Source organism: Pseudomonas sp. R84, assembly GCF_009834515.1.
In the GTDB taxonomy this organism is placed as follows: Bacteria; Pseudomonadota; Gammaproteobacteria; order Pseudomonadales; family Pseudomonadaceae; genus Aquipseudomonas.
Map to the genome: position 1 here is coordinate 1,797,659 of NZ_CP019426.1, position 25,268 is coordinate 1,822,926.

Sequence of the window (25,268 nt, forward strand, 5' to 3'; positions counted from 1 at the left end):
AGGCGCACGAGGAGAATCGAATGCTTCCGGCTCTATGGGTTGCCAAAACCGGTCTGTCCGCCCAGGACACCAACCTGACCACCATTTCCAACAACCTGGCGAACGTGTCGACCACGGGTTTCAAACGTGATCGCGCCGAGTTCCAGGACTTGCTCTATCAGATCAAACGCCAGCCAGGCGCCCAGTCGACCCAGGACAGCGAACTGCCGTCGGGTCTGCAACTGGGTACCGGTGTGCGCATCGTCGGCACCCAGAAAAACTTCACTGCCGGTAGCCTGCAAACCACCGAGCAGCCGCTGGACATGGCCATCGACGGTCGCGGTTTCTTCCAGATTCTGCAGCCGGACGGCACCACGTCCTACACCCGTGACGGTACCTTCCACCTCGATTCCAACGGCCAGATCGTTAACGCCAGCGGTTTCGCTCTGGAACCGGCCATCGTCATTCCGAACGATGCCCAGACCTTCACCGTCGGCCGTGACGGCACGGTGTCCATCACGGTTGCTGGCAACGCTGCGTCTCAGGTGATCGGCAATCTGCAAACCGCCGACTTCATCAACCCGGCCGGTCTGCAAGCCGTGGGCAACAACCTGTTCCTGGAAACCGCCGCTTCCGGCGCGCCGCAAGTCGGCACCCCGGGTCTGGCCGGTTTCGGTACCACCCTGCAGAACACCCTGGAAACCTCCAACGTCAGCACTGTTGAAGAGATGGTCAACATGATCACCACTCAGCGCGCTTACGAGATGAACTCCAAGGTGATCTCCACCGCTGACCAGATGCTCTCGTTCGTAACGCAGAATCTGTAATCAAGTCTATGAGGCGGCCATGAGGTCGCCTGCAACACCGTGAGGTAGGGTCATGAATCGCTTTGTATCTGTTCTGGCATTGAGTGGGGTCGTCTCGCTCGCGGGCTGCGTCGCCCCGACGCCCAAGCCCAATGACCCTTACTACGCCCCGGTGTTGCCGCGCACGCCGCTGCCGGCTGCCGCCAATAACGGCTCGATCTATCAGGCCGGTTTCGAGCAGAACCTGTACAGCGACCGCAAGGCTTTCCGGGTCGGTGACATCATCACCATCACCCTGAACGAGCGCACGCAGGCGAGCAAGAACGCCAACTCGCAGATGGACAAGAACAGCGACAACAAGGTCGGTCTGACCTCGTTGTTCGGTTCCAGCCTGACCACCAACAACCCGATCGGGGGCAACGACCTGAGTCTGAACGCCGGCTACAGTGCCGACCGCTCGACCAAGGGCGACGCCAAGTCCGGGCAGAGCAACAGCCTGACCGGTTCGATCACCGTGACCGTCGCTGACGTGCTGCCCAACGGCATCATCGCCGTGCGTGGCGAGAAGTGGCTGACGCTCAATACCGGTGACGAACTGGTGCGCATCGCCGGCCTGGTGCGTGCCGATGACATCGCCACGGACAACACCGTGTCGTCGACCCGGGTCGCCGATGCACGCATCACCTACTCGGGTACCGGCGCATTTGCCGATACGAGTCAGCCAGGCTGGTTCGACCGTTTCTTCCTCAGCCCGCTGTTCCCTTTCTAGGTGGCTACGTTGAATCTGAAAAGCCTTATGGTGGCCGCGCTGTTGATGTCGGCGGCCTTCAATGCACAAGCCGAGCGGCTGAAAGATATCGCCAGCATTTCCGGCGTGCGTTCCAACCAGTTGATCGGTTACGGCCTGGTGGTCGGGCTTAACGGCACCGGCGACCAGACGACGCAAACCCCGTTCACCCTGCAGACCTTCAACAACATGCTCTCGCAGTTCGGCATCAAGGTGCCGCCGGGATCGGGCAACGTGCAGTTGAAGAACGTCGCGGCGGTGTCGATCAGTGCTGATTTGCCGGCGTTCGCCAAGCCAGGTCAGCAGGTCGACATCACGGTGTCCTCGATCGGTAACTCCAAGAGCCTGCGCGGCGGCACGCTGTTGCTGACCCCGCTCAAGGGTATCGACGGCAACGTCTACGCGGTCGCTCAGGGCAACCTGGTGGTTGGCGGTTTCGACGCCGAAGGCCGTGACGGTTCGAAGATCACCGTCAACGTTCCGTCAGCCGGTCGCATCCCCGGCGGTGCCTCTGTGGAGCGCTCGGTGCCGAGCGGTTTCAATCAAGGCAACAGCCTGACGCTGAACCTCAACCGTTCCGACTTCACCACCGCCAAACGCATCGTCGACAAGATCAACGACATGCTCGGCCCTGGCGTTGCGCAAGCCATCGACGGTGGTTCGATCCGCGTCACCGCACCGCTCGATCCAAGCCAGCGCGTCGACTACCTGTCGATCCTGGAAAACCTCGAAGTCGACCCGGGGCAGGCGGTGGCGAAAGTCATCATCAACTCGCGTACCGGCACCATCGTCATCGGCCAGAACGTGAAAGTGTCGCCAGCCGCCGTGACCCACGGCAGCCTGACCGTGACCATCACCGAAGACCCGATCGTCAGCCAGCCGGGCCCGTTGTCCAACGGCCAGACCGCTGTCGTGCCGCGCTCGCGGGTGAATGCCGAGCAGGAAGCCAAGCCGATGTTCAAGTTCGGCCCTGGCACCACTCTCGACGAGATCGTCCGTGCGGTGAATCAGGTCGGCGCGGCACCGGGTGACTTGATGGCGATCCTCGAAGCCTTGAAGCAGGCCGGCGCGTTGCAAGCCGACCTGATCGTGATCTGAGGCCGACCCTTATGGACATGCGCAAAAGTGGTCTGGTCAGCAGCAGCGATTCGGGTTCCTACTCGGACCTTAATCGCCTGAACCAACTCAAGGTCGGCGACAAGAACAGCGATGCGAACCTGCGCAAAGTGGCGCAGGAATTCGAATCGCTGTTCCTCGGCGAAATGCTTAAGTCGATGCGCTCGGCGACCAACGCCTTGGGTGAAGACAATCCGCTCAACACGCCAGCGGCCAAGCAGTATCAGGAAATGTACGACCAGCAATTGGCCGTTTCCATGTCCCGCGAGGGTGGTGGTATCGGTCTGGCCGACGTGCTGATGCGCCAGATGTCGAAGAACAAACCGCTGGCACCGGGTGAGGCTGCGGCCGCGTCCGCCGCCAAGCAGGAAGAGGCCAAGGCGAAAGCTGCGGCCGTGGTCACACCGGTTGCCGCTGGCACCGTTGCCACCAACGGCCCGTTGTCGCGACTCAATGGCGAGCGTCCGTTGTGGGCATCGCGTTCGGTGAGCGCACCGAACACGCAGCTGGCTCATCGCAACGACATGGAATTGATCAATCAGCGTCGTCTGGCCTTGCCACCGAAACTGGCCGATCGTTTGCTCGCCGGGCTGGTACCGTCGGCGACGCCGGCAGCCGCCACGCAATTGCCGCAGCGCGCGGCCACAGCGGCCACCACCGGCGCCGGCCCGCTGTACAACGGCGACTGGCTGGCGCGCGCCGAGGGCGAAAAGGCCTCTGGCGGGCAGATGCAGGTCTACGGTCGTGCCATGGCGCAGATTCCGCTGGCGCCGGCCAAGAAAGCCTTCAGTTCCGCCGACGAATTCGTCAACACCATGCTGCCGATGGCCAAGGAAGCGGCTGACCGTATCGGCGTCGATCCGCGTTATCTGGTGGCGCAAGCGGCGCTGGAAACCGGTTGGGGCAAGTCGGTCATGCGTGCCCAGGATGGCAGTAGCAGCCACAACCTGTTCGGCATCAAGGCGAGCAGCAACTGGAAGGGCGATTCGGCCCGCGCGATCACCAGCGAGTTCCGCGATGGCGCGATGGTCAAGGAGACGGCCGAGTTCCGTTCCTACGCCTCGTACAAGGACAGCTTCCACGATCTGGTGACTTTGCTGCAGAGCAATAATCGCTATCAAGATGTGCTGAAGTCTGCCGATAACCCAGAACAGTTTGTACGCGAGTTGCAAAAGGCCGGTTACGCCACCGACCCTAACTACGCAAGCAAGATTTCGCAGATAGCCAAGCAGATGAACAGTTTCCAAAACTACGCTGCGGCGGGTGTATCCACCACGCCTTTATAAGGCACAAGGTATAAGGTCTGAACCATGAGTTTGCTCAATATCGGGATGTCGGGACTGTCGGCCAGCCAGTCCTCTTTGGCTACGACAGGCAACAACATTGCCAACGTCGACACCGCCGGTTATTCACGTCAGCAAACCGTGCAGGGCACCAAATCCTCGCAGCAGTTCGGCACCGTGTTCATCGGTACGGGCACCACCCTGGCTGACGTGCGCCGGGTGTACAACTCGTACCTGGAAAGCCAACTGCACACCGCTACTTCGCTCGACAGTGAATCGGCTGCTTATCTGGCGCAGGCCACACCGCTGGACTCGATGCTGTCGGACACCAATACCGGCCTGACCGGCGTGCTGCAGAAATTCTTCACCACCATGCAGGGCGTCTCGACGTCGGCGACCGATGACACCTCCCGTCAATCGGTGCTGACCGGTGCGCAGGCGCTGACCAGTCGCTTCAATACCATCGCCAAACAGCTCAACGACCAGAACACCACCATCAATGGCAGCCTCGGCGACATGACGTCCCAGGTGAACAAGCTGGCCACGGCGATTGCCAACCTGAACCAGAAGATCGGCGAGATCTCCACCAGCGGTGGTGCGCCGAACGACCTGCTCGACAGCCGTAACGAAGCGGTACGCCAGCTCTCCGAACTGACCGGTGCACAGGTCGTCGAGCGTGGCACCAGTTTCGACGTCTACGTCGGCAGCGGTCAGCCGCTGGTGATCGGCAACACCACCAACACGCTGAGCATGGTCGCGAGCAAAGACGATCCGTCGCGCATGGCCATCCAGATGGATCGCGGTTCGAGCACCATCGACATCACCTCGGCGATGAGCGGTGGCGAAATCGGTGGTCTGCTGACCTATCGCAAAGAAGTCCTCGACCCGTCGCTCAACGAACTGGGGCGTGTGGCACTGGTGATCGCTGATCAGGTCAACAGTCAGCAAGCCCAGGGCATCGACAAGAACGGTGACTTCGGCGCGGCAATTTTCAACAACATCAACAGTGCCGCGCTGGTCAGTTCGCGCAGCATCGCGCAGTCGGGCAACAGCACCGGTTCGGGTAACCTCGATGTCACCATCAAGGACACCGGCAAGCTGACCACCAGCGATTATCAAGTGACGTTCACCAGCGCCACTGACTACACGGTCAAGCGCTCCGACGGCACCGACCTGGGCGCCTTCAGCACCACAACCAATCCGCCGCCAGTGATCGACGGTTTCACCCTTGCACTCAAGGGTGGTGCGTTGAGCGCCGGTGACAGCTTCAAAATCACCCCGACCCGCAATGCGGCCGCGAGCATCCAGACGGTGCTTACCGATCCGAAGAAAATCGCTGCGGCCGGTCCGTTGACCGGTGTGGCCAGCGCCAACGGTCTGGGCACTTTCACCCAGCCGACGCTGACCAGCAAGATCGATATCTACAACCCGACTGCCCAGGCTGACATGCAGGCGGCGCTGAAGAATTCGACGCCGGTGAAACTGGTGTTTGGTGCGGTTACCGGGGGCAGCCAGTCTTACACTTTCGTGGATGCCAAGGGCGGCCTCATCAGCAGCGGCACTATCGTTCCCGGTCAATCGAACGCGCTGGAACTTAAAGTCGGCATCGTCGATGCCAGCGGCAACCCGGTGCTGGACACCAGCGTCACGCCGAACGTACAGAAAACCTTCTCCGTACAGACCACCGTTGGCGGCACACCGAAGCCTGGCGAAACCTTCACCATGAACCTGACCGGTGCGGCGTCTTCGGACAACCGCAACGCGCAATCGCTGGTCGCCCTGCAAACTGCGCAGACCGTCGATACCGGTTCGGCGAGCAAGGGCATCAGCCTGACTGACGCCTACAACAAGCTGGTGACCAACGTCGGCACCAAGACCGCCCAAGGCAAGTCCGACAGCGCCGCGACCTCGGCGATTCTCGATAACGCCAAAGGCGCGCGCGATTCGCTGTCCGGGGTCAACCTGGATGAGGAAACCGGCAACCTGGTCAAATATCAGCAGTACTACACAGCGTCTTCGCAGATCATCAAAGCTGCGCAGGAAACTTTCGCCACGCTGATCAACAGCCTTTAAGGAGTCGTAATTCATGCGCATTTCCACCGCCCAGTATTACGGCACGCAAGCGTCGGACTATCAACGTAACTTCAACAAGGCTGTCGCCACCGCCAGTGAGGCGAGCAGCCTGCAGCGCATCACCAATGCGTCCGATGATCCGATCGGCGCCGGTCGTTTGCTGCAACTGGGCCAGCAGGCCGCGCTGCTGGATCAGTACGGCACTAACGTCAACAGCGCCAAGAGTGCGTTGAACGTGCAGGAATCCACGCTGGATGCCATCACCACAGCGTTGGGTCGTGCCAAAGAGCTGGCCCTGGCCGCGAACAACGGCACCGCCACCGACAAGGACCGCCAGGCTTACGCCTCGGAACTGGGCGAGATCCAGCAACAAGTGCTGGGTCTGATGAACGCCAAGGATGCCAACGGCAATTACCTGTTCTCCGGTTCGAAAACCGATACCGCGCCGTACTCGAAGAATGCCGACGGCACCTTCTCTTACAACGGTGACCAGACCACGATCAATCTGGACATCGGCGATGGGATGACCGTTGGTACCAATACCACCGGTTGGGATGCGTTCCAGCAAACCATCAACACCGGTCGCACCAACACCCAGATGACCGCTCCGGCGGTGGATGACGGTCGTGTAGTGCTGTCCAACGGTACCGTTGGCACCGCTGCAACCTACGATGCCAAGTTTACTGCCGGCCAGCCTTACACCGTGGCTTTCGTCAGCAGCACCCAGCTGAAAATCACCGATGCCCTGGGCAACGACGTGACCGCTGAGGCGAGCCAGAACGGCTTGGTCAGCAACAGCAGCGGCGCCAACCAGACCGTCAGCTTCCGTGGCGTCGACATGAAGCTGAACATCAACCTGAAGGCCGGCGACACCAACCCGGATGCCGTGATTGCCGGGCACAGCTTCCAGCTGTCGACTTCGCCGGACTCGTTCACCACCACGCGCAACCCGGGCAACCCGTCGACGACCGTCATCACCGGTTCCAGCATCACCAACCAGGCGGCCTACACCGCAGCATTCCCGCAGGGTGGCGCGGTTCTCAAGTTCACCAGCGCGACGGCTTTCGATCTGTACGCGGCGCCGGTCACGGCTGACAGCAAGCCGGTATCGTCGGGCACTGTGGCCGGTGGTAACGCGACAGCAGCGGGTGTGACCTTCGCCTTGGGCGGCACGCCGGCGGCGGGCGATCAGTTCTCGATCCAGCCGAACAATCACCAGACCCAGAACGTGCTCGACACCCTGGGCCAGATGATCACGGCGCTGAACACCCCAGTCGATGGTGATGCGGTCGCCAAGCAGAAGCTGCAGGGCGCCATGGAGGCGGGCCTGGGCAACCTCGACGCCGCAGCCAACCAGATTGGCACTTCCGTCACCACCATTGGTGCGCGCGGCCAGTCGCTGGACATGCAGACCATCACCAACTCGAGCCTGAGCACGGCGAACTCCACGACCCAAGGCTCGATCCGTGATTCGGATCCGGCCGAAGTCATGACTCGCCTGACCTTGCAGCAAACCATGCTGCAGGCCGCGCAACTGGCGTTCAGCAAGATCAGTCAGTTGGGTCTGTTCAACAAGATCTGACGGTTGGCGGGCGCGTGAGCGCCCGTTTGCCCTGTCCCTCAGTTAATGTTTTTTAGCGGTATCAGGGCTCGCTTTTCCGAGCAGGCTCGTACCGCCTGTGAGCCCGCCGTGAATTCACTCCCCCTCGTCAGCATTGCCATTCCCGCCTTCAATCCGCGCTTTTTCGAGCGGACGTTGAACAGTGCCGTGAGCCAGAACTACGGCAATCTCGACATCATTGTGTGCGATGACAGTCGTGGCGACGAGATCGAAGACATCGTCAAGTCGGTCATGGAGCAGACGGGGGCGGTGGTGCGTTACGTGCGCAATCCACGTACGTTGGGGCTGGTCGGTAACCTGAAGGTCTGCCTTGAGCAGTCCCGGGGCGAGTTCATCAAGTTCCTGTGTGACGATGACTTGCTCTATTCGGCGTGTATCGAACAGCAAGCCCATGAGATGCGCCGTGAGGAAGTCAGTCTGGTGGTGGCGCAGCGGCTGCTGTGGGATGCCAACGACATCATCCTGCCGGCACGTCTCGAAAACAGCTCGTTGTCGCCGGCCAGTGGCTTGCTCAAAGGTGATGATGTACTGAGCATCTTTGAGAAATTTCCGGTCAACGTGCTTGGCGGTTTCAGCAGCGCAATGTTCCGGCGCGCGGATGTCGCCGGACTGTTGCCGGCCCTGACCGAAGACGCTGCCTGCTTCGTCGCGACCCTGGATTTTGCCTTGTATGTCTGCCTGCTGCGGCGCGGCAACCTGGTGGTCTCCAACAATGTGCTGAGTGCCGAGCGTCTTTACCCCGAGCGTCTGAGCGCGCAGCAACCGATGAAAGACGCGGCGGAGATCGAGCGCGAGTGGATCTCGCAAATGCTCAAGGTCCGCAGCGGCGAGTCGGCGCCGGCGTCGGGCTGGGTTCGTTATGTGCCGTTGACCAAGGCTGACGAGTCGCCTCGGGTCTGGGAAGAGCTGCCGCTGAGCCGCACCCTCGGCGCCAAGCAGAGCCGTCAGGAGCTGGGGGTCGGTGTCGACAGCTTCAGTTTCGGCGAACTCTATGCGCAGTGGCTGGCAGTTCGCGTGCTGACCGAGGCGCAGCGCCAATGGCTGCCGGAAACCCTCGCGGGCTGGCCGCATCAGCCGCGCATCGTACCGATCATCATTGATGCCCAAGGCAGTCGCGATGGCCTGGAGCGCACCCTTGAGGCACTCGCCGCTCAGGATTATCCGCCGGAGCTGGTGCTGGTGTTGTCTGCGGCGTGCACCGAAGCGCAGCTGGATGGTCGGGTGTTCCACATGCCGTTGCAGGATGACGGCCTGGAGCAGATCAACACGTTGCTGCCGCAACTGGACGGCGCCGACTGGTTCTATCTGCTGCAGTCGGGTGATTGCCCGGTGGCAGCGGCGCTGCTGGTGATGGCCGATCGCATTGCGCACTCAAGTGCGCTGACGTGCCTGTACAGCGACGAAGGCAGCCTACGCGATGGCGAGTCGGCCGAGCCTGCGTTCAAGCCGGATTTCAACCTCGACCTTATGCGCAGTTACCCCTACGTCGGGCGTGCCCTGGCGTTCCAGCGCGAACGGTTTCTGGCGCTCGGCGGTTTTGCCTCGACGTTCGCTGAACTGGCGCCCCACGATGTGCTGTGGCGTATGGTTGAAAGCGATGGCCTGCAAGTGGTCGGGCACATTGCTGAAGTGTTGCTGGAGTCGAAATTCGACCTGTCGCAATGGCTCACTGATCCTGGCGTTGCGCAGCAAAGCCCGCGCATTCTCGAAGCGCATCTGCAACGTCTCGGCATCGCTCACGAAATCCGCGACGGTAACAGCGGGCTGCTCAATCGTGTCGACTATCACCATGCCCGGCGCCCATTGGTGTCGGTGGTCATTGTCACGCAGGACCAGACTGCCGCGTTGCAGCGCTGCGTCGAGACACTGCTGGAGAAGACCGCCTACACCGAGTACGAATTGCTCTTGGTCGATAACGGCTGCAAAAGCGCCGAAGCGTTGGCGTGGCTGGACGGTATGGCGCAAATGGGCAGCGAGCGGATTCGCGTGCTGAGCTATCCGCAAAAGGGCAACGCGGCAGCGGTGCACAACTTTGCCGTCAGCCAGGCGCGCGGTGAGTATGTGTTGATGCTCAATGCCTTTGCGGTGATCACCCAGAGCGATTGGCTCGACGAACTGCTCAATCATGCGCAGCGTCCTGAGGTCGGCGTGGTCGGCGCCAAGCTGTTCAACCCGGACGGAGGCGTGCTGCACGCGGGGCTGATTCTTGGCTTGAACGGGCCGGTCGGGTTGCCGTTCTATGGCCAGCCGGTGCAGTCGGAAGGGTACATGCACCGCCTGCAAGCGGTGCATGACCTGAGTGCCGTCGGCGGCGATTGCCTGATGATTCGCAAGTCGGTGTTCGAAGCCGCCGGCGGGCTGGACGAGCAGGACTTCAAGCAAACGCTCAATGTCGTGGACCTGTGTCTGCGTGTTGGCCGCGACGGTTATCTGGTGGTGTTGAACCCCCATGCCGTGCTGGCCGTGGGGGCGCGGCCGAATGCCGTGGCGACGCCTGAGGAAGAAGCGCAGCACCTTGAGGAGAGGGACACGTTTTACCAGCGCTGGCTGCCGCTGGTGGCGCGCGACCCGGCCTACAACGTCAACCTGACGTTGCAGGGCGTGGGCGCCACCAACTTCAGTCTGGAGCCGGGCCTGCGCACTGGCTGGAGTGCATTCTCCAAGGCACAGTTGCCCAACCTGCTAGTGGTGCCGATCAACGCTTCGGCCATCGGCCATTACCGCATGAGCCAGCCGATGATCGAGCTGGAAGCGGCCAACCGGGCAGAAGGGCGCATTTGCTACGGCCTGCCGTCGATCATCGATATCGAGCGTCAGTCACCCGACGTGATCGTCCTGCAAGGGCGCTACTCGGAGCACGCCATCGATGAAATTCCACCGCTGAAGAAATACTTCAATGCTCGGCGGATCTTCGAACTCGACGACTATGTCATCGACGTTCCTCACCGCAACGCGCACATCCGCAACATGCCGAGCAAGCAGGACATGGAGCGCATGGTGCGGCGTGCGATCGGGCTGTGCGATCGCGCGGTCGTTTCCACCGCGCCGCTGGCCAACGTGCTGTCGGACATGCACCACGACATTCGTGTGGTGCCGAACATGCTGGCCAAGGACTTGTGGGGCCATCTGCGCAGCCAGCGTCGGACCTCGAAGAAACCACGGGTCGGCTGGGGCGGCGGCACCAGTCACCACGGTGATCTGGCGGTGATCGCCGAGGTCGTTCGTGAACTGGCCAATGAAGTCGACTGGGTGTTCTTCGGCATGTGCCCGGATGACCTGCGTCCCTACATGCATGAGTTCCATGGCGTCATCGGCCTGGACGTGTACCCGGCGAAACTGGCCAGCCTCAACCTCGATCTCGCGTTGGCGCCGCTGGAGTTCCATATCTTCAACGACTGCAAGAGCAACTTGCGGCTGCTGGAATACGGCGCCTGCGGTTACCCGGTGATCTGCACGGATACTGAGGCCTATCGCGGTTATTTGCCGTGCACGCGGATCAAGACCAACAGCACGGATGAATGGCTGCAAGCGATCCGCATGCACCTGGCGGATCCGGATGCCAGTTATCGCATGGGTGATGAATTGCGTGAGGTGGTGCTGCGCGATTACGTGTTGCGCGGCGATAACCTGCGCTACTGGGAATACGGCTGGCTGGCCGATTGATCGAGCGGGGCGTGATCAACAGAAAACAGGCGACTTTTATAGCCGCCTGTTTTTTTTGCCGTTGAAAATCGTCTTTGCATCAGTCTCGATACAAATTTTTGCCGACGCTCAAGCTTCGCGTCTTTGCAGTCGATAGCTCTTTATTCGTTTACTCATCCGGCAGGGATTGCACGCTTGAGCGGTCTCTCCCTGCCGACAGAACCGCTTTCAACAACAACGCAAGGAAGACGCAAATGTCAGTAGTAAATGGAACGAGTGAAGCGGATGTCCTGTTGGGCACCGACGGCAATGACTGGATGTGGGGCGGGGATGGCGCCGATCATTTCGTCGGTGGCGAGGGTTACGATACCGTCAGCTACAGCGACAGCCTTGAGGGCGTGAGAGTCGCAGACTTCGCCAACTACGACGGCCTGACCATTGCCTACGGTGACACCTTCACCGGCATTGAAGCGCTGCAGGGTTCGGGCTTTGATGATGTGATTTATCGTCATAAAGACTTTATGAACATCGACGGTGCTGACGGCCATGACACCGTGAGTTATCGCTACGCTTTCGATCCGGTCAACATTTTGATCGGCGGCGGCGTCAACGCTGCGGGCGACACACTGATTAATGTGGAAGAGGTTATTGGTTCCACCGATGCCGACCACTTCACCGTGAACACCAGTGGTGTGGTCGTCGCTGGCGGTGGCGGTGACGATGTCTACATGATCAACAGCACCGGCGTGACCATCGAGGAAATCGAAGGCTACATGGGCGGTACCGATCGCGTGTACACCAGCCTGTCCGAGTTGAGACTGAGCGCGTTCGTTGAAAACCTGACCTATACCGGCAGCGCGGACTTCATCGGCTACGGCAATGACGAGAACAACACCATCGTCTCCGGTGCCGGCAATGATCTGCTGTTGGGCGGTGCGGGTGCCGATAACTTTGAGGGTGGCGCTGGTATCGACATCGTCAGCTACGACGACAGTACCGAAGGCTTGAGCGCTTCGCTGAAATGGGGCGTGCAGAGCGGGATTGCATTCCACGATGTTTACATCGATATCGAAGGCCTGCGCGGTAGCCAGTTCAATGACGTTCTGGAAGGCGATTGGGGCGATAACATTCTTGAAGGCAGCGCGGGCGACGACCAGATTCAGGGGGGCGATGGCAACGATCACATTTATGGTGGGCTGGCCTCTGGTCTCGATGTCGGCGGTCAGTCCGATAGCCTGTCGGGTGGCGCTGGTGATGACGTTATCGTTGGTGCGGTCAATGATCTGTTCACCTGGGCCAGTGGTGACGATGGCAATGACAGCATCACGCTGGGGCGAGGGTTTGCTTTCGGCGGCGCGGGTAATGACGTGCTGACCGGCACTGGCAGCGACTACATGCTGCAGGGCGATGGCGGCAATGATGTGTTGATTCTCAACCTTGCCGGTCAGTCGAATTCCGGCGGCAGTGCGTATGGCGGGCAGGGCGATGACAGCTACGTGGTGAATACGTCTGGCCTGGTGACAATCAAGGATGAGGGGCTGGATATCAATGACACGCTGATCCTGAATACGATCGCCAATGCCAGTCAGTTGAGTGTGACCCGTATTGGCAACGATGCTTATCTGCACAGTGCCAATGACGGTAGCAGTGGTGTGCCGGATAACGGCGTGAAACTGGCGGATTGGTATGCCGGGTTCAACACCATCGAGCACCTTCAGACTGCCGATGGTCAGGCGTTTGAAGTGCCGGTGAGTGGTGATGGGTTTGCCATGTTTGGGTAGTCGTTTGCATTGTTGATCTGGGTTGTCTGGGGCTTGGCGGCCTTTGGGCCGACCATGCTCTTGGGGTTTTGGGGGGGGTATCCGTTGCTGCGGGTGTTGCTGATTAGGGTTCCGCCCTTACGGCGGGTCACTTTTCCCAGACGCCGAAAAAGTAACCAAAAAGGCTTGCTCCTGCGTGCGGCCCGCTCGCTGGGGCTCGGGGTTCCTTCGCTCCGGGATCGATCCGGGCGCAGCGCCTACGGTTTGCTTCGCTGCACCTCCTCTCGCTGTGTTTGGCTTCGCCAAACGGTCGCTGCGCTCCCACGCCCGGATCAATCCCTCCACTCAGCCTTCCGACGTCGCCCTACAGATCAAAAGCCGCAGCCGAGCTAACGCTCATCCTGTTGAGTGGTGAGGGGCGGGTGTTCCGCTTTGGTTTTGCGGTGGGGCTGCCCCTCACCCCAGCCCTCTCCCGAGGGAGAGGGAGCCGATTTGTGGGCCTTTCAAAATCTGAGTTCAACGCGGAATTGCACGTCGGCGTAACTCTCCCAGACACCTCGATCAGTCCCCTCTCCCTTTGGGAGAGGGTTAGGGTGAGGGGCTTGTGGAGCTGGCGCGTTTCCTGCAAGTCCCCTGTAAATCGCCATAAAACGAGCGCTCGCGGTCACTCCAGCGGCGCCCGGAGCGGCAAAAGGTTTAGCCAGACGGCCCGCAGCGCTCAACAAAGCCATGCGCAGCCCGCTGAAGAACAAGAGGGGAGACGATGAAGGCAGTTATTTTGGCGGGTGGCCTCGGCACGCGCATCAGTGAAGAGTCGCACCTCAAGCCCAAGCCAATGATCGAGATCGGTGGCAAGCCAATTCTCTGGCACATCATGAAGCAGTATTCCGCCCACGGAATTCACGACTTCGTGATCTGCCTTGGCTATAAGGGCTATGCGATCAAGGATTTCTTCGCCAACTACTTTCTGCACACCTCTGACGTCACCTTCAACATGCGCGAAAACCGCATGGATGTGCACCAGAACTACAGCGAACCGTGGAGCGTCACCCTCATCGACACTGGTGAAGAAACCATGACGGGTGGCCGTCTGCTGCGCGCCAGCCGTTACCTCAAGGATGAAGAGGCGTTCTGCTTCACCTACGGCGACGGCGTTTCCGATATCAACATTGCGCAACTTGTGGATTTCCATAAAGGCCACGGCCGTCTCGCGACCGTCACTGCCGTGCAACCGCCGGGTCGTTACGGCGCGCTTGAGCGTCAAGGCGATCAAGTGCTGGGTTTTACCGAAAAACCTCGCGGTGACGGTGGCTGGATCAACGGTGGCTTTTTCGTACTGTCGCCCAAAGTGCTGCCGTACATCGCCGATGACGCGACCACTTGGGAAGCCGAACCCTTGGCGCGTCTGGCCGCGGACGAACAACTGAAAGCCTTCGAACACGAAGGTTTCTGGCATCCGATGGACACCCTGCGCGACAAGAACCATCTCGAAGCGCTGTGGCAGAGCGGGGAGGCCCCATGGAAGCAATGGGCCTGAGTGCGGATTTCTGGCGCGGCAAACGCGTTCTCGTCACCGGACATACCGGTTTCAAAGGCAGTTGGCTGACCCTGTGGCTGCAAAGCCTCGGCGCGCAAGTCAGCGGCTTTTCTCTGGATCCGTCGACTGAACCGAGCCTGTTCGAACTGGCGCGCGTGCATGAAGGCATCAACGATCAGCGCGGTGATCTGCGTGATCTTGGCGCTCTGCTGGAAATCATCGCCGACACCGAGCCGGAAATCGTTCTGCACCTGGCCGCGCAGCCGTTGGTGCGCGAAGGCTATCGCGACCCGCTTGGCACTTACTCCAGCAACGTCATGGGTACGCTGAACCTGCTCGAAGCGATTCGTCAGGTCGGTTGCGTGCGCTCTTGCGTGCTGGTCACCACTGACAAGGTCTACGCCAACAAGGAATGGCTGTGGCCGTACCGCGAAGACGAAGCCCTCGGTGGTCACGACCCTTACAGCAGCAGCAAGGCCTGCTGTGAACTGCTCGCGCAATCCTATGCCGCGTCGTTTTTTCCGGCGGACAAGTACGCCGAACACGGTCTGGCCTTGGCCACTGCGCGTGCCGGCAACGTCCTCGGCGGCGGCGATTTTGCTCCTGAGCGACTGATTCCCGACGTGCTCAAAGCGTGGACTGCCGACGAGCCGGTGACCTTGCGCTACCCGCAGGCCGTGCGCCCGTGGCAGCACGCGCTGGAGCCGCTGGCCGGTTACCTGCAACTGGCCGCCGGCCTCTACGAACAAGGGCCGGAATACGCCGGTGCGTGGAACTTCGGCCCGGGCGAGGCGGACATGTGCAGCGTTGGCGAAGTGGTCGAACTGCTCGCCAGCCGCTGGCCGCAGGCGCGCGGTTTGCGCATCGAGAAAAGCGAACTGCACGAAGCCGGTCTGTTGCGTCTGGACAGCAGTCGCGCGCGGCAAGTGCTCGGCTGGCAGCCACGCTGGACCTTGCAGGCCTGCCTGACCCAGACCGTCGACTGGCACTTGGCCTGGCAGAACGGCGATGACATGCGCAGCGTCACTCTCGGTCAACTGAACCTGTACCGAGGCGCGCTGTGAGCGAGTTTTCCCTGAAGGCATTGCCGCTGGCCGGATTGTTCAGCGTCCAGCACAAACGTTTCGAAGATCAGCGCGGGCACTTCGCACGGCTGTTTTGCGAAGGCAGCCTGAGTGCGTTCGGTAGCGAATTTCATATCCGCCAGATCAACCATTCCTGCACCCGCGAGAAGGGCAGTGTGCGCGGTCTGCATTATCAGAACGCTAACGCGCCGGAAGCCAAACTGATCACCTGCCTGCGCGGTGAAGTGTGGGACGTGGCGGTGGATCTGCGTCCGGATTCCGAAACCTTTTTGCACTGGCACGCCGAACACCTGAAGGCCGGCGATGGTCGCAGCCTGTTGATCCCGGCCGGGTTCGCCCACGGTTTCCAGACGCTGAGCGAAGACGCCGAATTGCTCTACCTGCACAGCGCCGATTACGCGCCGGAGCACGAGGGCGGGCTGTCGGTGAACGATCCACGGCTGGCGATTGCCTGGCCGTTGCCTGTCAATAATTTGTCAGCGCGTGATTCCAGCCATCCCGCGCTCGATCAACACTTTGCTGGAGTGCGTCTATGAACTGCCGTGGGTGCGCCGCACCGCTGAGCCTGCCGCTGATCGACCTCGGCACCTCGCCACCGTCCAACGCCTACGTCCACGCTGATCGCCTGGAGCAGGCCGAGCAGTGGGTGCCGTTGAAGGTCGCCGTGTGTCAGCAATGCTGGCTGGTACAGACCGAGGATTACACCCGAGCCGACAGCCTGTTCGACGCCGAGTACGCCTACTTCAGTTCGTTCTCCAGCACGTGGCTGGCCCATGCCGAACGGTATGTCGCCGAGATGGTCGAGCGTTTCGGTCTGAACGCCGACAGCCGCGTAGTGGAAGTCGCCGCCAACGACGGTTACCTGCTGCAATACGTCGCTGGTCGCGGCATTGCCTGCCTGGGTGTTGAGCCGACGCGCAGCACCGCACAAGCAGCACGCGAGAAGGGCCTGGAAATCCGCGAACTGTTCTTCGGTCGCGACACCGCCGCGCAATTGAAAAGCGAAGGCTGGGGCGCCGACCTGATGGCGGCCAACAATGTGCTCGCGCATGTGCCGGACATTAACGATTTCCTCGGCGGCTTCGCGACACTGCTCAAGCCGACCGGCGTGGCCACCTTCGAATTCCCGCAACTGCTGACGCTGATGGCTGGCGCGCAGTTCGACACGCTGTATCACGAACACTATTCGTACCTGTCGCTGACCGCCGTGCAGACACTGTGCGAACGCAATGGCCTGGAAGTGTTCGACGTCAGCCAACTGACCACCCACGGTGGCTCGCTGCGCGTGTTCGTGCAGCGCAAGGACGGCCAGCGCCGCGCGGTTCAACCTGCGGTGCAGCAACAATTGCAAGCCGAACTGGATGCCGGGGTAAAAACCGCCGAGTACTACGCGACCCTCGCGCCTGCTGCCGAGCGTATCAAGCATGACTTGCTGCGCTTCCTGTTGCAGGCCAAGGCCGACGGCAAACGCGTGGTCGGTTATGGCGCGGCGGCCAAGGGCAACACCTTGCTCAACTACGCCGGGGTCAAACCGGACCTGCTGGCCTGGGTGGCTGATGCCAATCCGCACAAGCAGGGCAAGTTTATGCCGGGCAGCCGCATTCCGATCGTGGCGCCGGCGCAGATCGATATCGACAAACCGGACTACGTTTTGGTGTTGCCGTGGAACCTGCTCCACGAAGTCAGCCAGCAACTGGCGCAAGTGCGTCAGTGGGATGGCCGCTTCGTGATCGCCGTGCCTGAGTTGAGCGTTCTGTGAAGGTTCTGGTCACTGGCGCCACAGGGTTTGTCGGTCGGCATCTGGTCGCGGCGTTGCTTGCACGCGGCTGCGATGTTCGCGCCGTGGCGCGTAACGCAGAAACCGCACAAGGCATGCCGTGGATCAACAACGTCGAGTTCATCGCAGTGGATATTCACGCCGCCGATCTCGATATCCACGCGTTGACCGATGGCATCGACGCACTGGCGCACCTGGCCTGGCCGGGTTTGCCGAACTACCGGGCGCTGTTCCATTTCGAACACAACCTGATGGCCGACTATCGCTTTATCAAAAGCGCGGTCGAGGCGGGCGTGCAGCAGGTGCTGGTCACCGGCACTTGTTTCGAATACGGCATGCAAAGCGGGCCGCTCAGCGAAAGTACCGAGCCGCAGCCGAGCAATCCTTACGGTCTGGCCAAGCACACGCTACAGCTGTTTTTGCAAAATCTGCAGCAGGAAAAACCGTTCACCTTGCAGTGGGCGCGCTTGTTCTATCTGCATGGCGAAGGGCAGAACCCCAACAGTCTGTTGGCCGCACTGGACCGGGCGATCGATGCCGGTGAGCCGTCGTTCAACATGTCCGCCGGCGAGCAACTGCGTGATTTTCTGCCGATTGAAAACGCTGCCGGTTACCTCGCCGCGATCCTGCAAAAAACCGACTTCAACGGCGTGATCAATTGCGCCAGCGGCCAGCCGATTTCGGTTCGCTCATTGGTCGAACAACGCCTGCGCGAACGCGGCGCGACGCTGCATCTGAACCTCGGCCACTACCCGTATCCGACCCACGAACCCCTGGCGTTCTGGGCGGTGACCGAGCGTTTGCAACAGTTACTGGGAGAGCCGCAATGACGCACGAGTTGTACCGGGTCACCGACCTGCCGGTGCTGCAGAACCGCACCTTTGCCGATGCCGCATCAGCGCAGGCCTCGGCCAGCGCCGACATGTTGTTGGTGCAGGACGAGCGCAGCGGTTTGATCTTCAATGCGGCGTTCGATGCCGACAAGCTCAGCTACGACGCCGATTACCAGAACGAGCAGGCGCATTCCGGCCAGTTCCAGAAGCACTTGAGCGACGTCGAAGGCATCATCGCCAAGCACTTCAAGGGCCAGGAGCTGATCGAAGTCGGCTGCGGCAAAGGCTATTTCCTGGAGTTGCTCAAGGGCCTCGGTTATTCGATCACCGGCATCGATCCGGCTTACGAAGGCGAAAACGCCGACGTGATCAAGGCGCCGTTCACTCGCGGCCTGGGGCTCGCGGCAGACGCCATCGTGCTGCGCCATGTGCTGGAGCATATTCAGGATCCGGTGAGCTTCCTCGCCGAAATCGCCAATGCCAATCAGGGCGGGCAGATCTACATCGAAGTGCCGTGCTTCGACTGGATTCTCGAACACAAAGCCTGGTTCGACCTGTTCTACGAACACGTCAATTATTTCCGCCTCGATGACCTGCGGCGGATGTTCGGCACCGTGCATGAGGCCGGTCATCTGTTCGGTGGCCAATACCTGTACATCGTCGCCGACCTGTCGACGTTGCGCCTGACCCCGGATCAACCGGTGCCGCGACTGGCGCTGCCTGACGGTTTTACCGCCAGCCTCGATCGTGCGGTGCAGATCATTCAGTCCGCCCCCGAGCAGGGTTCGGCGATCTGGGGCGCCTCGTCCAAAGGCGTGATCTATTCGCTATTCCTGCAACGCGCAGGTGTCGCAGTGGATCGCGTAGTGGATATCAACCCGGCCAAGCAGGGGCGTTATCTGCCGTTGAGCGGCGCGCGGGTTTCCTCGCCGCAAGAGGCGATGGACGCGCTGCCTGAAGGTGCCCACCTGTTTGTGATGAATTCCAATTACCTCGAAGAGATCAAGCGGATGACCGGTGGACGCTACGTCTATCACGCCGTCGACAGCGCTTCGTTTCAGTGACCCTAGAGATTATTAAAATGACCGACAACAGCATCAACCAAGCCTTCGAAGCAGAGTGCCGGGAACAGATTGCCCAGCAGGGTGACGACCAGAAACTGACCGGCCTGGCCCGCGATTTCTTCAATGAATCGGCCAAGCACAAATACAGCTATCACTTCTCGTGGATGGGCCGCCCGATCATCCAGTTGCCACAAGACATGATGGCCATGCAGGAGATCATCTGGCAGGTCAAACCGGATCTGGTCATCGAGTGCGGCATCGCCCACGGCGGTTCGATCATCTACTACGCCTCGTTGCTGGAGCTGCAAGGCCACGGCGAAGTGCTGGGCATCGACCTCGACATTCGCCCGCACAACCGCGAAGCGATCGAAAGCCACCCGATGGCCAAACGCATCAAGATGATCGAAGGTTCGAGCATCGACGCCGGCATTGCCGCCCAAGTGCAGGCTGCAGCGAAAGGCAAGAAAGTCATTCTGGTCCTCGACTCCAACCACACCCACGATCACGTCCTCGAAGAGCTGCGTCTGTACGCACCGCTGGTGTCGGTCGACAGCTATTGCGTGGTGATGGACACCGTGGTTGAAGACATGCCGGCCGATTTCTTCCCGGATCGTCCATGGGGCCCGGGCGATAACCCGAAAACCGCCGTGTGGAAATACCTGGAAGAGAACCAGGATTTCGAGATCGACCAGCAGTTGCAGAACAAGCTGCTGATCACCGTGGCGCCGGACGGCTATCTGCGTCGCGTCCGTTAATTCGCAACATCACCAAGCGTTGTTTCGGCGAGTCGCCGGTTGTGGAGAGAAGTTATGCAAGGCAAGTACAGTACTGAACTGGCGCTACCGCTCAATGAGCTATTGACCGTCGTCCTGATTACTCACAATCGGCCGGCGTTTTTGCGCCGGGCGGTGAAGTATTACAGCAGCTTGCCCTGCAGAATCATGGTGCTCGATTCGACTCTGGATCGACCTGAAGGCGACTTTTCCGCTGTCGACTACCACCACGTGCCGCAGTTCGCGTACTGGGGCATGCAGGCCAAACTGGCCTATGGTGTCGAGCATCTGACCACGCCGTATATGGTGCTGGCGGCCGACGACGACTTCATCCTGCATGATTCACTGGCAGAGTCCGTTGGCTTCCTGCATGCCAACCCTGATTACGGTATGTGCCACGGCTATTGCCTGATGTACCTGTCATTGGCCCATGGCGTGAACTACTACCGCCGTGACAAGAAAGTCCAGGAAGACTATGCGTCCGAGCGGGCGCAGGATCGTGTCCTCGATTACATGCACCAGTACATCCCGCCGTTCTACGCGGTAACCCGTACTGACCTGATGAAAAACTGGCACGCGGCGTTGCCGCCGGGGACCAATTTCCAGTGGCAGGAAATTGGCCACATCTACTACCTGCTGGCCAGTGCCAAGGCCCGCATCCTGCCGATTCCGTACGTAGTGCGCGAGATCAACTACGGTGTCTCCGAGCACAACACCGATGTGTATCACTCGCTGACCTACGTCGACGCCAAATCGGTCGCCGAACGCGAGGCGTTTGCCGAGTTCCTCGTCTCGCTGCCCACCGCTATCGAAGGGCTGGATGCCGGGCAGGCCAAGGCCTTTGCCCTGGAGAGTTTCGAGGCAATGGCCGACAGCCTGAAGTCCGGGCGGGCGCTGACCGCCGAGCTGATTATCGAGTCGACCTGGAACCAGGAACTGAAGGCGCCGGATCGTCGTTTTGGCCCGCTGCAGTATGTCGAAATGCCGTTTTACAACCAGGCATTCTTCGAACGTCTGGAACAGTTCGAATTCATCTTGCACGCCCTGCCGGCCGGCCGCATGCAACTGGAAGGGCTGGAAGGCGTGTGGACGCGTCAGGCGCACCTGTTGCAGGCGCGCAACAACGATACAGCGGAAAGTGTGCTGGACCGGTTGTGGCAGGCGCATGATCTGAATGCGTTCAACCAGACCGTGGTCAAACGTCTGGCGGCGCAACTGGATATCGTCGGTGACGAGAGCGCCGCGCAAGCCATGCACGAGTGGATCGCCCGCCTCGAAGTGCTGACGGTTGAAGATAATCAGCCGGCCTTCGATAAGATGAAGTCCGGTCGTCTGTTGCAGTGGCTGGCGGCTCGCGCGCCGGCAATCAAGCCACTCGAGTCGATCGGCGAACATCTGGCGACTGAAGGCGGTGGTCCGCAATTCGGCATTTTCGTGCTCGACCTGGACAACGACATCGACAAGTTGCAGGTAACGCTCGACAGCCTGCTCGAAGGTCACTGCAAAGCGTTCAGGGTGGTGGTGTTCACCACCGGTGAAGCGCCGGCGGCGACGACCGCGCAAAACACCCTGCACTTTGTGCGTGTCACCCAGAGCAACGTTGTCGACAAGCTCAACCTCAGCGCTCAGCAGTCGCCAAGCGATTGGTTGCTGCTGTGTGAGGCGGGTGACCAGTTCACCAGCAGCGGCCTGTTGCGCGCCAGTCTGGAACTGATGTCCGCCGACGGTGTGCGTGCCGTTGCCACCGATGAAATCCAGCGCAAGGACAATGGCGCACTGGTTGACGTATTCCGCCCGGGCTTCAATCTGGATCTGCTGCAAAGCGTACCGTCACTGATGGCGCGCCACTGGTTGATCCGTCGCGAAGTGTTGCTCGACGCCGGTGGTTATCAGGCTGACTTCAGCAAGGCGCTGGAGTTTGACCTGTTGCTGCGCATCATCGAGCAGGGCGGCCTCGACGGCTTGGCGCACCTCGACGAGCCGTTGCTGATCACGCAGGCGGCGGAGCTGGAAGAAAACGCCCACGAACGTCAGGCGTTGCTGCGTCATCTGGGCAATCGCGGCTACAAGGCCAAGGTCACGTCGTCGGCGCCGGGCACCTGGCAGATCGATTACCGCCACAGCGAACAGCCGCTGGTGTCGATTATTCTGCCGGTGATCGACGATCTGCCGGTGCTGCGCCGCTGCCTGGAAGGCGTGCTGCTCAGAACGCGTTACAGCCGTTATGAAGTGTTGCTGGCGGCAAACGCCAATCAGTCGGCAGCGGTCAACGACTGGCTGGGCACCCTGCGCCACGCCAAGGTCAATGTGCTGCGTGCCGATCAGCCACTGAGTGAGGTCGCGTTGTACAACGCCGCCAGCGAGCAGGCTCAGGGTGAGTATCTGGTGCTGTTGGCCGCTGACAGCGAAGTGGTCAATCCGAACTGGATCGATTCGTTGCTCAACCACGCCCAGCGTCCGGAAGTGGGCGTCGTCGGTGCCAAACTGGTCGACCGCGACGGCAACATCGCTCAGGCCGGTCTGATTCTTGGCCTCAATGACGGCGTGGGTTCGCCCTTCATCGGCGAAAAACACAGCGCAGACAGCTACATGCATCGTTTGACGGTCGAGCAGAATTACTCGGCCGTGTCGAAGGTGTGTCTGATGGTGCGCAAAGAGCTGTTCAACACCCTTGGCGGGCTGGATGAAGTGACGTTCGCCGAGGGTTATGCCGATGTCGATCTGTGCCTCAAGGCGGGTCAGTCCGGTTACCTCATCGTGTGGACGCCGTTGGTGCAGGTGCTGCATACCGGCGAGCTGCCACAGGCGCCGCAAGCACTGGCGGCATTGCGTGAAAAATGGAGCGGCGCTTTCGCTCAGGATTCGGCATACAACGCCAACCTGGCCCTGACCGGCAAAGGGTTCACCCTGGGTGAAAATGCCTCGATCAACTGGGCGCAGTTGCTCGCTTAAGCGTGCCGGACAGGAATCAGCATATGTTCAACGGTCAATCGATTTTCATCTCCGGCGGCACCGGTTCGTTCGGGCGCAAATTCATCGCTCGACTGCTTGAGCAATACCAGCCCAAGCGCGTGGTGGTGTTCTCGCGTGACGAGCTGAAACAGTACGAGATGCAGCAGACGTTCAACGCGCCGTGCATGCGTTACTTCATTGGTGATGTGCGTGACGCAGACCGTCTGCGTCAGGCCATGCGCGGCATCGACTACGTGGTGCATGCTGCGGCGTTGAAGCAGGTGCCGGCGGCGGAATACAACCCCACCGAATGCATTCGCACCAACGTCAATGGCGCGGAAAACATCATCGCCGCCGCCATCGATAACGGCGTGAAAAAGGTTGTGGCGCTGTCCACCGACAAGGCGGCCAGCCCGATCAACCTGTACGGCGCGACCAAGTTGCTCTCGGACAAATTGTTCGTCGCCGCCAATAACATTGCCGGCGAGCAGGAAACCCGCTTTGCCGTGGTGCGCTACGGTAATGTCGCCGGGTCGCGTGGCTCGGTGGTGCCGTTTTTCAGCAAGTTGATCGCCGACGGTGCTCAGGAGTTGCCGATCACCGACGAACGCATGACGCGGTTCTGGATCACCCTCGACCACGGCGTGCAGTTTGTCCTCGACAGCTTTGCGCGGATGCACGGTGGTGAAGTGTTCGTGCCGAAGATTCCGTCGATCCGCATTGTCGATCTGGCGCGCGGCATGGCCGAACATCTGCCACACAAGCACGTCGGCATTCGTCCCGGTGAAAAGCTTCATGAGTTGATGGTGCCGCTGGACGACGCGCGGATGACCCTTGAGTTCGAAGATCACTACACCATCCAGCCGTCGATCCGCTTCACCAGCGTCGATGTCGATTTTGCCGTCGACAAGCTTGGCGAGCAGGGGCTTGCCGTGAGTGAAGATTTCGAATATCGCTCCGACACCAATCCGCACTTTCTCTCGGTCGGGCAGATCGCCGACCTGCACGCGAAGCTCTCGACATGATTCCCTACGGTCGGCAAAGCCTCGATCAGGCAGACATCGATGCGGTCGTCGAAGTGCTGCAATCGGACTGGCTGACCCAGGGGCCGACCATCGAACGCTTCGAGCAGGCGATGGCCGAACGTTGTCAGGCGGACTTCGCCGTTGCGGTGTGCAATGCCACGGCGGCGCTGCACATTGCCTGTCTGGCCGCTGGCCTGGGTCCGGGCGATCGCTTGTGGACGACGCCAAACACTTTCCTCGCTTCGGCCAATTGCGGGCGCTATTGCGGCGCTGAGGTCGATTTCGTCGATATCGATCCGCTGACCTGGAACCTTGATGCCTTCGCCCTCGCAGCGAAGCTTGATCAGGCCGAACAGGACGGCACTTTGCCGAAAGTGCTGGTGGCGGTGGCGTTTTCCGGGCAGAGCTGCGACATGCGGCGCATTGCTGAATTGGCCGAGCGCTACAACTTCACGGTGATCGAGGATGCCTCGCACGCCGTCGGTGCCAGTTACGCCGGGCGCCCGGTCGGCTGCGGTGAATTCGCGGCGATGACCGTGTTCAGTTTTCATCCGGTGAAAATCATCACCAGTGCTGAAGGTGGCATGGTGCTAACCAACCGCCCGCATCTGGCCGAGCGCCTGCAACGTTTGCGCAGCCACGGCATGACCCGTGATCCGCAGCAAATGACCGAATCCAGTCATGGGCCGTGGTACTACCAACAGGTCGAGCTGGGTTTCAACTACCGGATTACCGATCTGCAGGCTGCGCTGGGCTTGTCTCAGTTGAACAAGCTGGACGACTTCATCGCCCGGCGTCGCGAACTGGCGGCGCGTTACGATCGTTTGCTGGCGTATTTGCCGGTGACGCTGCCCAGCCCTCAGGCGGAAGCGGAGTCGGCGTGGCATCTGTACGTGATTCGCTTGCAGACCGAGCGCATCGGCCTTAATCATCGTCAGGTTTTCGAAGGCTTGCGCGCCGCCGGGATCGGCGTAAACCTGCACTATATTCCCGTGCATTTGCAGCCCTACTATCGTGACCTGGGTTTTGCCGAGGGCGATTTTCCCGAGGCCGAACGCTATTACGCCGAGGCCATCAGCTTGCCGCTGTACCCGTTGCTGAGTGATCAGCAGCAGGATTATGTAGTCGAGCAATTGCGTCGACTGACCGAATGAA

General features: G+C 60.6%; 18 protein-coding genes. All 18 read left to right on the plus strand.

Features of this window, described 5'->3' with window-relative positions; all coding sequences use genetic code 11:
- Positions 1-20 precede the first annotated feature (20 nt).
- Positions 21-806 carry a flagellar basal-body rod protein FlgG gene (gene flgG / locus PspR84_RS08115; RefSeq protein WP_007920118.1) on the plus strand — a complete coding sequence of 262 codons (786 nt, stop codon included), beginning with the start codon at positions 21-23 and terminating at the stop codon, positions 804-806.
- Between the two features lie 52 nt (positions 807-858).
- Positions 859-1,554, plus strand: coding sequence for a flagellar basal body L-ring protein FlgH (flgH, locus tag PspR84_RS08120; protein WP_038363773.1), 696 nt, complete (start codon positions 859-861; stop codon positions 1,552-1,554).
- 27 nt (positions 1,555-1,581) lie between these two features.
- Positions 1,582-2,670, plus strand: coding sequence for a flagellar basal body P-ring protein FlgI (locus PspR84_RS08125; protein ID WP_064119566.1), 1,089 nt, complete (start codon positions 1,582-1,584; stop codon positions 2,668-2,670).
- 11 nt (positions 2,671-2,681) lie between these two features.
- A complete protein-coding gene (gene flgJ / locus PspR84_RS08130; protein WP_160056738.1) occupies positions 2,682-3,974 on the plus strand; it encodes a flagellar assembly peptidoglycan hydrolase FlgJ in 1,293 nt (430 codons plus the stop codon).
- Between the two features lie 24 nt (positions 3,975-3,998).
- Positions 3,999-6,044 (plus strand): flagellar hook-associated protein FlgK, encoded by a 2,046-nt coding sequence (gene flgK, locus PspR84_RS08135; protein WP_160056740.1) that lies wholly within the window; start codon positions 3,999-4,001, stop codon positions 6,042-6,044.
- Between the two features lie 13 nt (positions 6,045-6,057).
- Complete coding sequence (locus PspR84_RS08140; RefSeq protein ID WP_160056742.1) at positions 6,058-7,626, plus strand: flagellar hook-associated protein 3; 1,569 nt, start codon at positions 6,058-6,060, stop codon at positions 7,624-7,626.
- A 108-nt stretch (positions 7,627-7,734) separates the two neighbouring features.
- Positions 7,735-11,328, plus strand: coding sequence for a glycosyltransferase (locus PspR84_RS08145; protein WP_160056744.1), 3,594 nt, complete (start codon positions 7,735-7,737; stop codon positions 11,326-11,328).
- 233 nt (positions 11,329-11,561) lie between these two features.
- Positions 11,562-13,088, plus strand: coding sequence for a calcium-binding protein (locus tag PspR84_RS08150; protein ID WP_238785236.1), 1,527 nt, complete (start codon positions 11,562-11,564; stop codon positions 13,086-13,088).
- A 742-nt stretch (positions 13,089-13,830) separates the two neighbouring features.
- Positions 13,831-14,604, plus strand: a complete 774-nt coding sequence (gene rfbF / locus PspR84_RS08155) for a glucose-1-phosphate cytidylyltransferase (RefSeq protein WP_141128961.1) — start codon at positions 13,831-13,833, stop codon at positions 14,602-14,604.
- Complete coding sequence (rfbG, locus tag PspR84_RS08160) at positions 14,586-15,668, plus strand: CDP-glucose 4,6-dehydratase (RefSeq protein ID WP_160056746.1); 1,083 nt, start codon at positions 14,586-14,588, stop codon at positions 15,666-15,668. Before rfbF ends, rfbG begins: the two co-directional genes overlap by 19 nt.
- Positions 15,665-16,225 carry a dTDP-4-dehydrorhamnose 3,5-epimerase gene (gene rfbC, locus PspR84_RS08165; protein WP_095122729.1) on the plus strand — a complete coding sequence of 187 codons (561 nt, stop codon included), beginning with the start codon at positions 15,665-15,667 and terminating at the stop codon, positions 16,223-16,225. Before rfbG ends, rfbC begins: the two co-directional genes overlap by 4 nt.
- Positions 16,222-17,448, plus strand: a complete 1,227-nt coding sequence (locus PspR84_RS08170; protein WP_160056748.1) for a class I SAM-dependent methyltransferase — start codon at positions 16,222-16,224, stop codon at positions 17,446-17,448. Before rfbC ends, PspR84_RS08170 begins: the two co-directional genes overlap by 4 nt.
- Positions 17,445-18,296, plus strand: a complete 852-nt coding sequence (locus PspR84_RS08175) for an NAD(P)-dependent oxidoreductase (protein ID WP_160056750.1) — start codon at positions 17,445-17,447, stop codon at positions 18,294-18,296. The genes PspR84_RS08170 and PspR84_RS08175 overlap by 4 nt, the downstream gene beginning before the upstream one ends.
- A complete protein-coding gene (locus PspR84_RS08180; protein ID WP_160056752.1) occupies positions 18,293-19,363 on the plus strand; it encodes a class I SAM-dependent methyltransferase in 1,071 nt (356 codons plus the stop codon). Before PspR84_RS08175 ends, PspR84_RS08180 begins: the two co-directional genes overlap by 4 nt.
- A gap of 17 nt (positions 19,364-19,380) precedes the next feature.
- Positions 19,381-20,118, plus strand: a complete 738-nt coding sequence (locus PspR84_RS08185; protein WP_093439633.1) for a cephalosporin hydroxylase family protein — start codon at positions 19,381-19,383, stop codon at positions 20,116-20,118.
- 54 nt (positions 20,119-20,172) lie between these two features.
- Positions 20,173-23,088 carry a TIGR00180 family glycosyltransferase gene (locus tag PspR84_RS08190; protein ID WP_160056754.1) on the plus strand — a complete coding sequence of 972 codons (2,916 nt, stop codon included), beginning with the start codon at positions 20,173-20,175 and terminating at the stop codon, positions 23,086-23,088.
- 23 nt (positions 23,089-23,111) lie between these two features.
- Positions 23,112-24,113, plus strand: a complete 1,002-nt coding sequence (pseB, locus tag PspR84_RS08195) for a UDP-N-acetylglucosamine 4,6-dehydratase (inverting) (protein WP_160056756.1) — start codon at positions 23,112-23,114, stop codon at positions 24,111-24,113.
- Positions 24,110-25,267 (plus strand): UDP-4-amino-4,6-dideoxy-N-acetyl-beta-L-altrosamine transaminase, encoded by a 1,158-nt coding sequence (gene pseC, locus PspR84_RS08200; protein WP_160056758.1) that lies wholly within the window; start codon positions 24,110-24,112, stop codon positions 25,265-25,267. The genes pseB and pseC overlap by 4 nt, the downstream gene beginning before the upstream one ends.
- Position 25,268 lies beyond the last annotated feature (1 nt).

Coding starts and splice junctions, on each gene's coding strand:
- PspR84_RS08170 (WP_160056748.1), top strand. CDS start 16,222: ATGAACTGCCGTGGGTGCGCCGCACCGCTGAGCCTGCCGCTGATCGAC.
- rfbG (WP_160056746.1), top strand. CDS start 14,586: ATGGAAGCAATGGGCCTGAGTGCGGATTTCTGGCGCGGCAAACGCGTT.
- flgK (WP_160056740.1), top strand. CDS start 3,999: ATGAGTTTGCTCAATATCGGGATGTCGGGACTGTCGGCCAGCCAGTCC.
- flgG (WP_007920118.1), top strand. CDS start 21: ATGCTTCCGGCTCTATGGGTTGCCAAAACCGGTCTGTCCGCCCAGGAC.
- PspR84_RS08150 (WP_238785236.1), top strand. CDS start 11,562: ATGTCAGTAGTAAATGGAACGAGTGAAGCGGATGTCCTGTTGGGCACC.
- pseB (WP_160056756.1), top strand. CDS start 23,112: ATGTTCAACGGTCAATCGATTTTCATCTCCGGCGGCACCGGTTCGTTC.
- PspR84_RS08140 (WP_160056742.1), top strand. CDS start 6,058: ATGCGCATTTCCACCGCCCAGTATTACGGCACGCAAGCGTCGGACTAT.
- flgH (WP_038363773.1), top strand. CDS start 859: ATGAATCGCTTTGTATCTGTTCTGGCATTGAGTGGGGTCGTCTCGCTC.
- flgJ (WP_160056738.1), top strand. CDS start 2,682: ATGGACATGCGCAAAAGTGGTCTGGTCAGCAGCAGCGATTCGGGTTCC.
- PspR84_RS08180 (WP_160056752.1), top strand. CDS start 18,293: ATGACGCACGAGTTGTACCGGGTCACCGACCTGCCGGTGCTGCAGAAC.
- rfbF (WP_141128961.1), top strand. CDS start 13,831: ATGAAGGCAGTTATTTTGGCGGGTGGCCTCGGCACGCGCATCAGTGAA.
- PspR84_RS08190 (WP_160056754.1), top strand. CDS start 20,173: ATGCAAGGCAAGTACAGTACTGAACTGGCGCTACCGCTCAATGAGCTA.
- PspR84_RS08125 (WP_064119566.1), top strand. CDS start 1,582: ATGGTGGCCGCGCTGTTGATGTCGGCGGCCTTCAATGCACAAGCCGAG.
- pseC (WP_160056758.1), top strand. CDS start 24,110: ATGATTCCCTACGGTCGGCAAAGCCTCGATCAGGCAGACATCGATGCG.
- PspR84_RS08185 (WP_093439633.1), top strand. CDS start 19,381: ATGACCGACAACAGCATCAACCAAGCCTTCGAAGCAGAGTGCCGGGAA.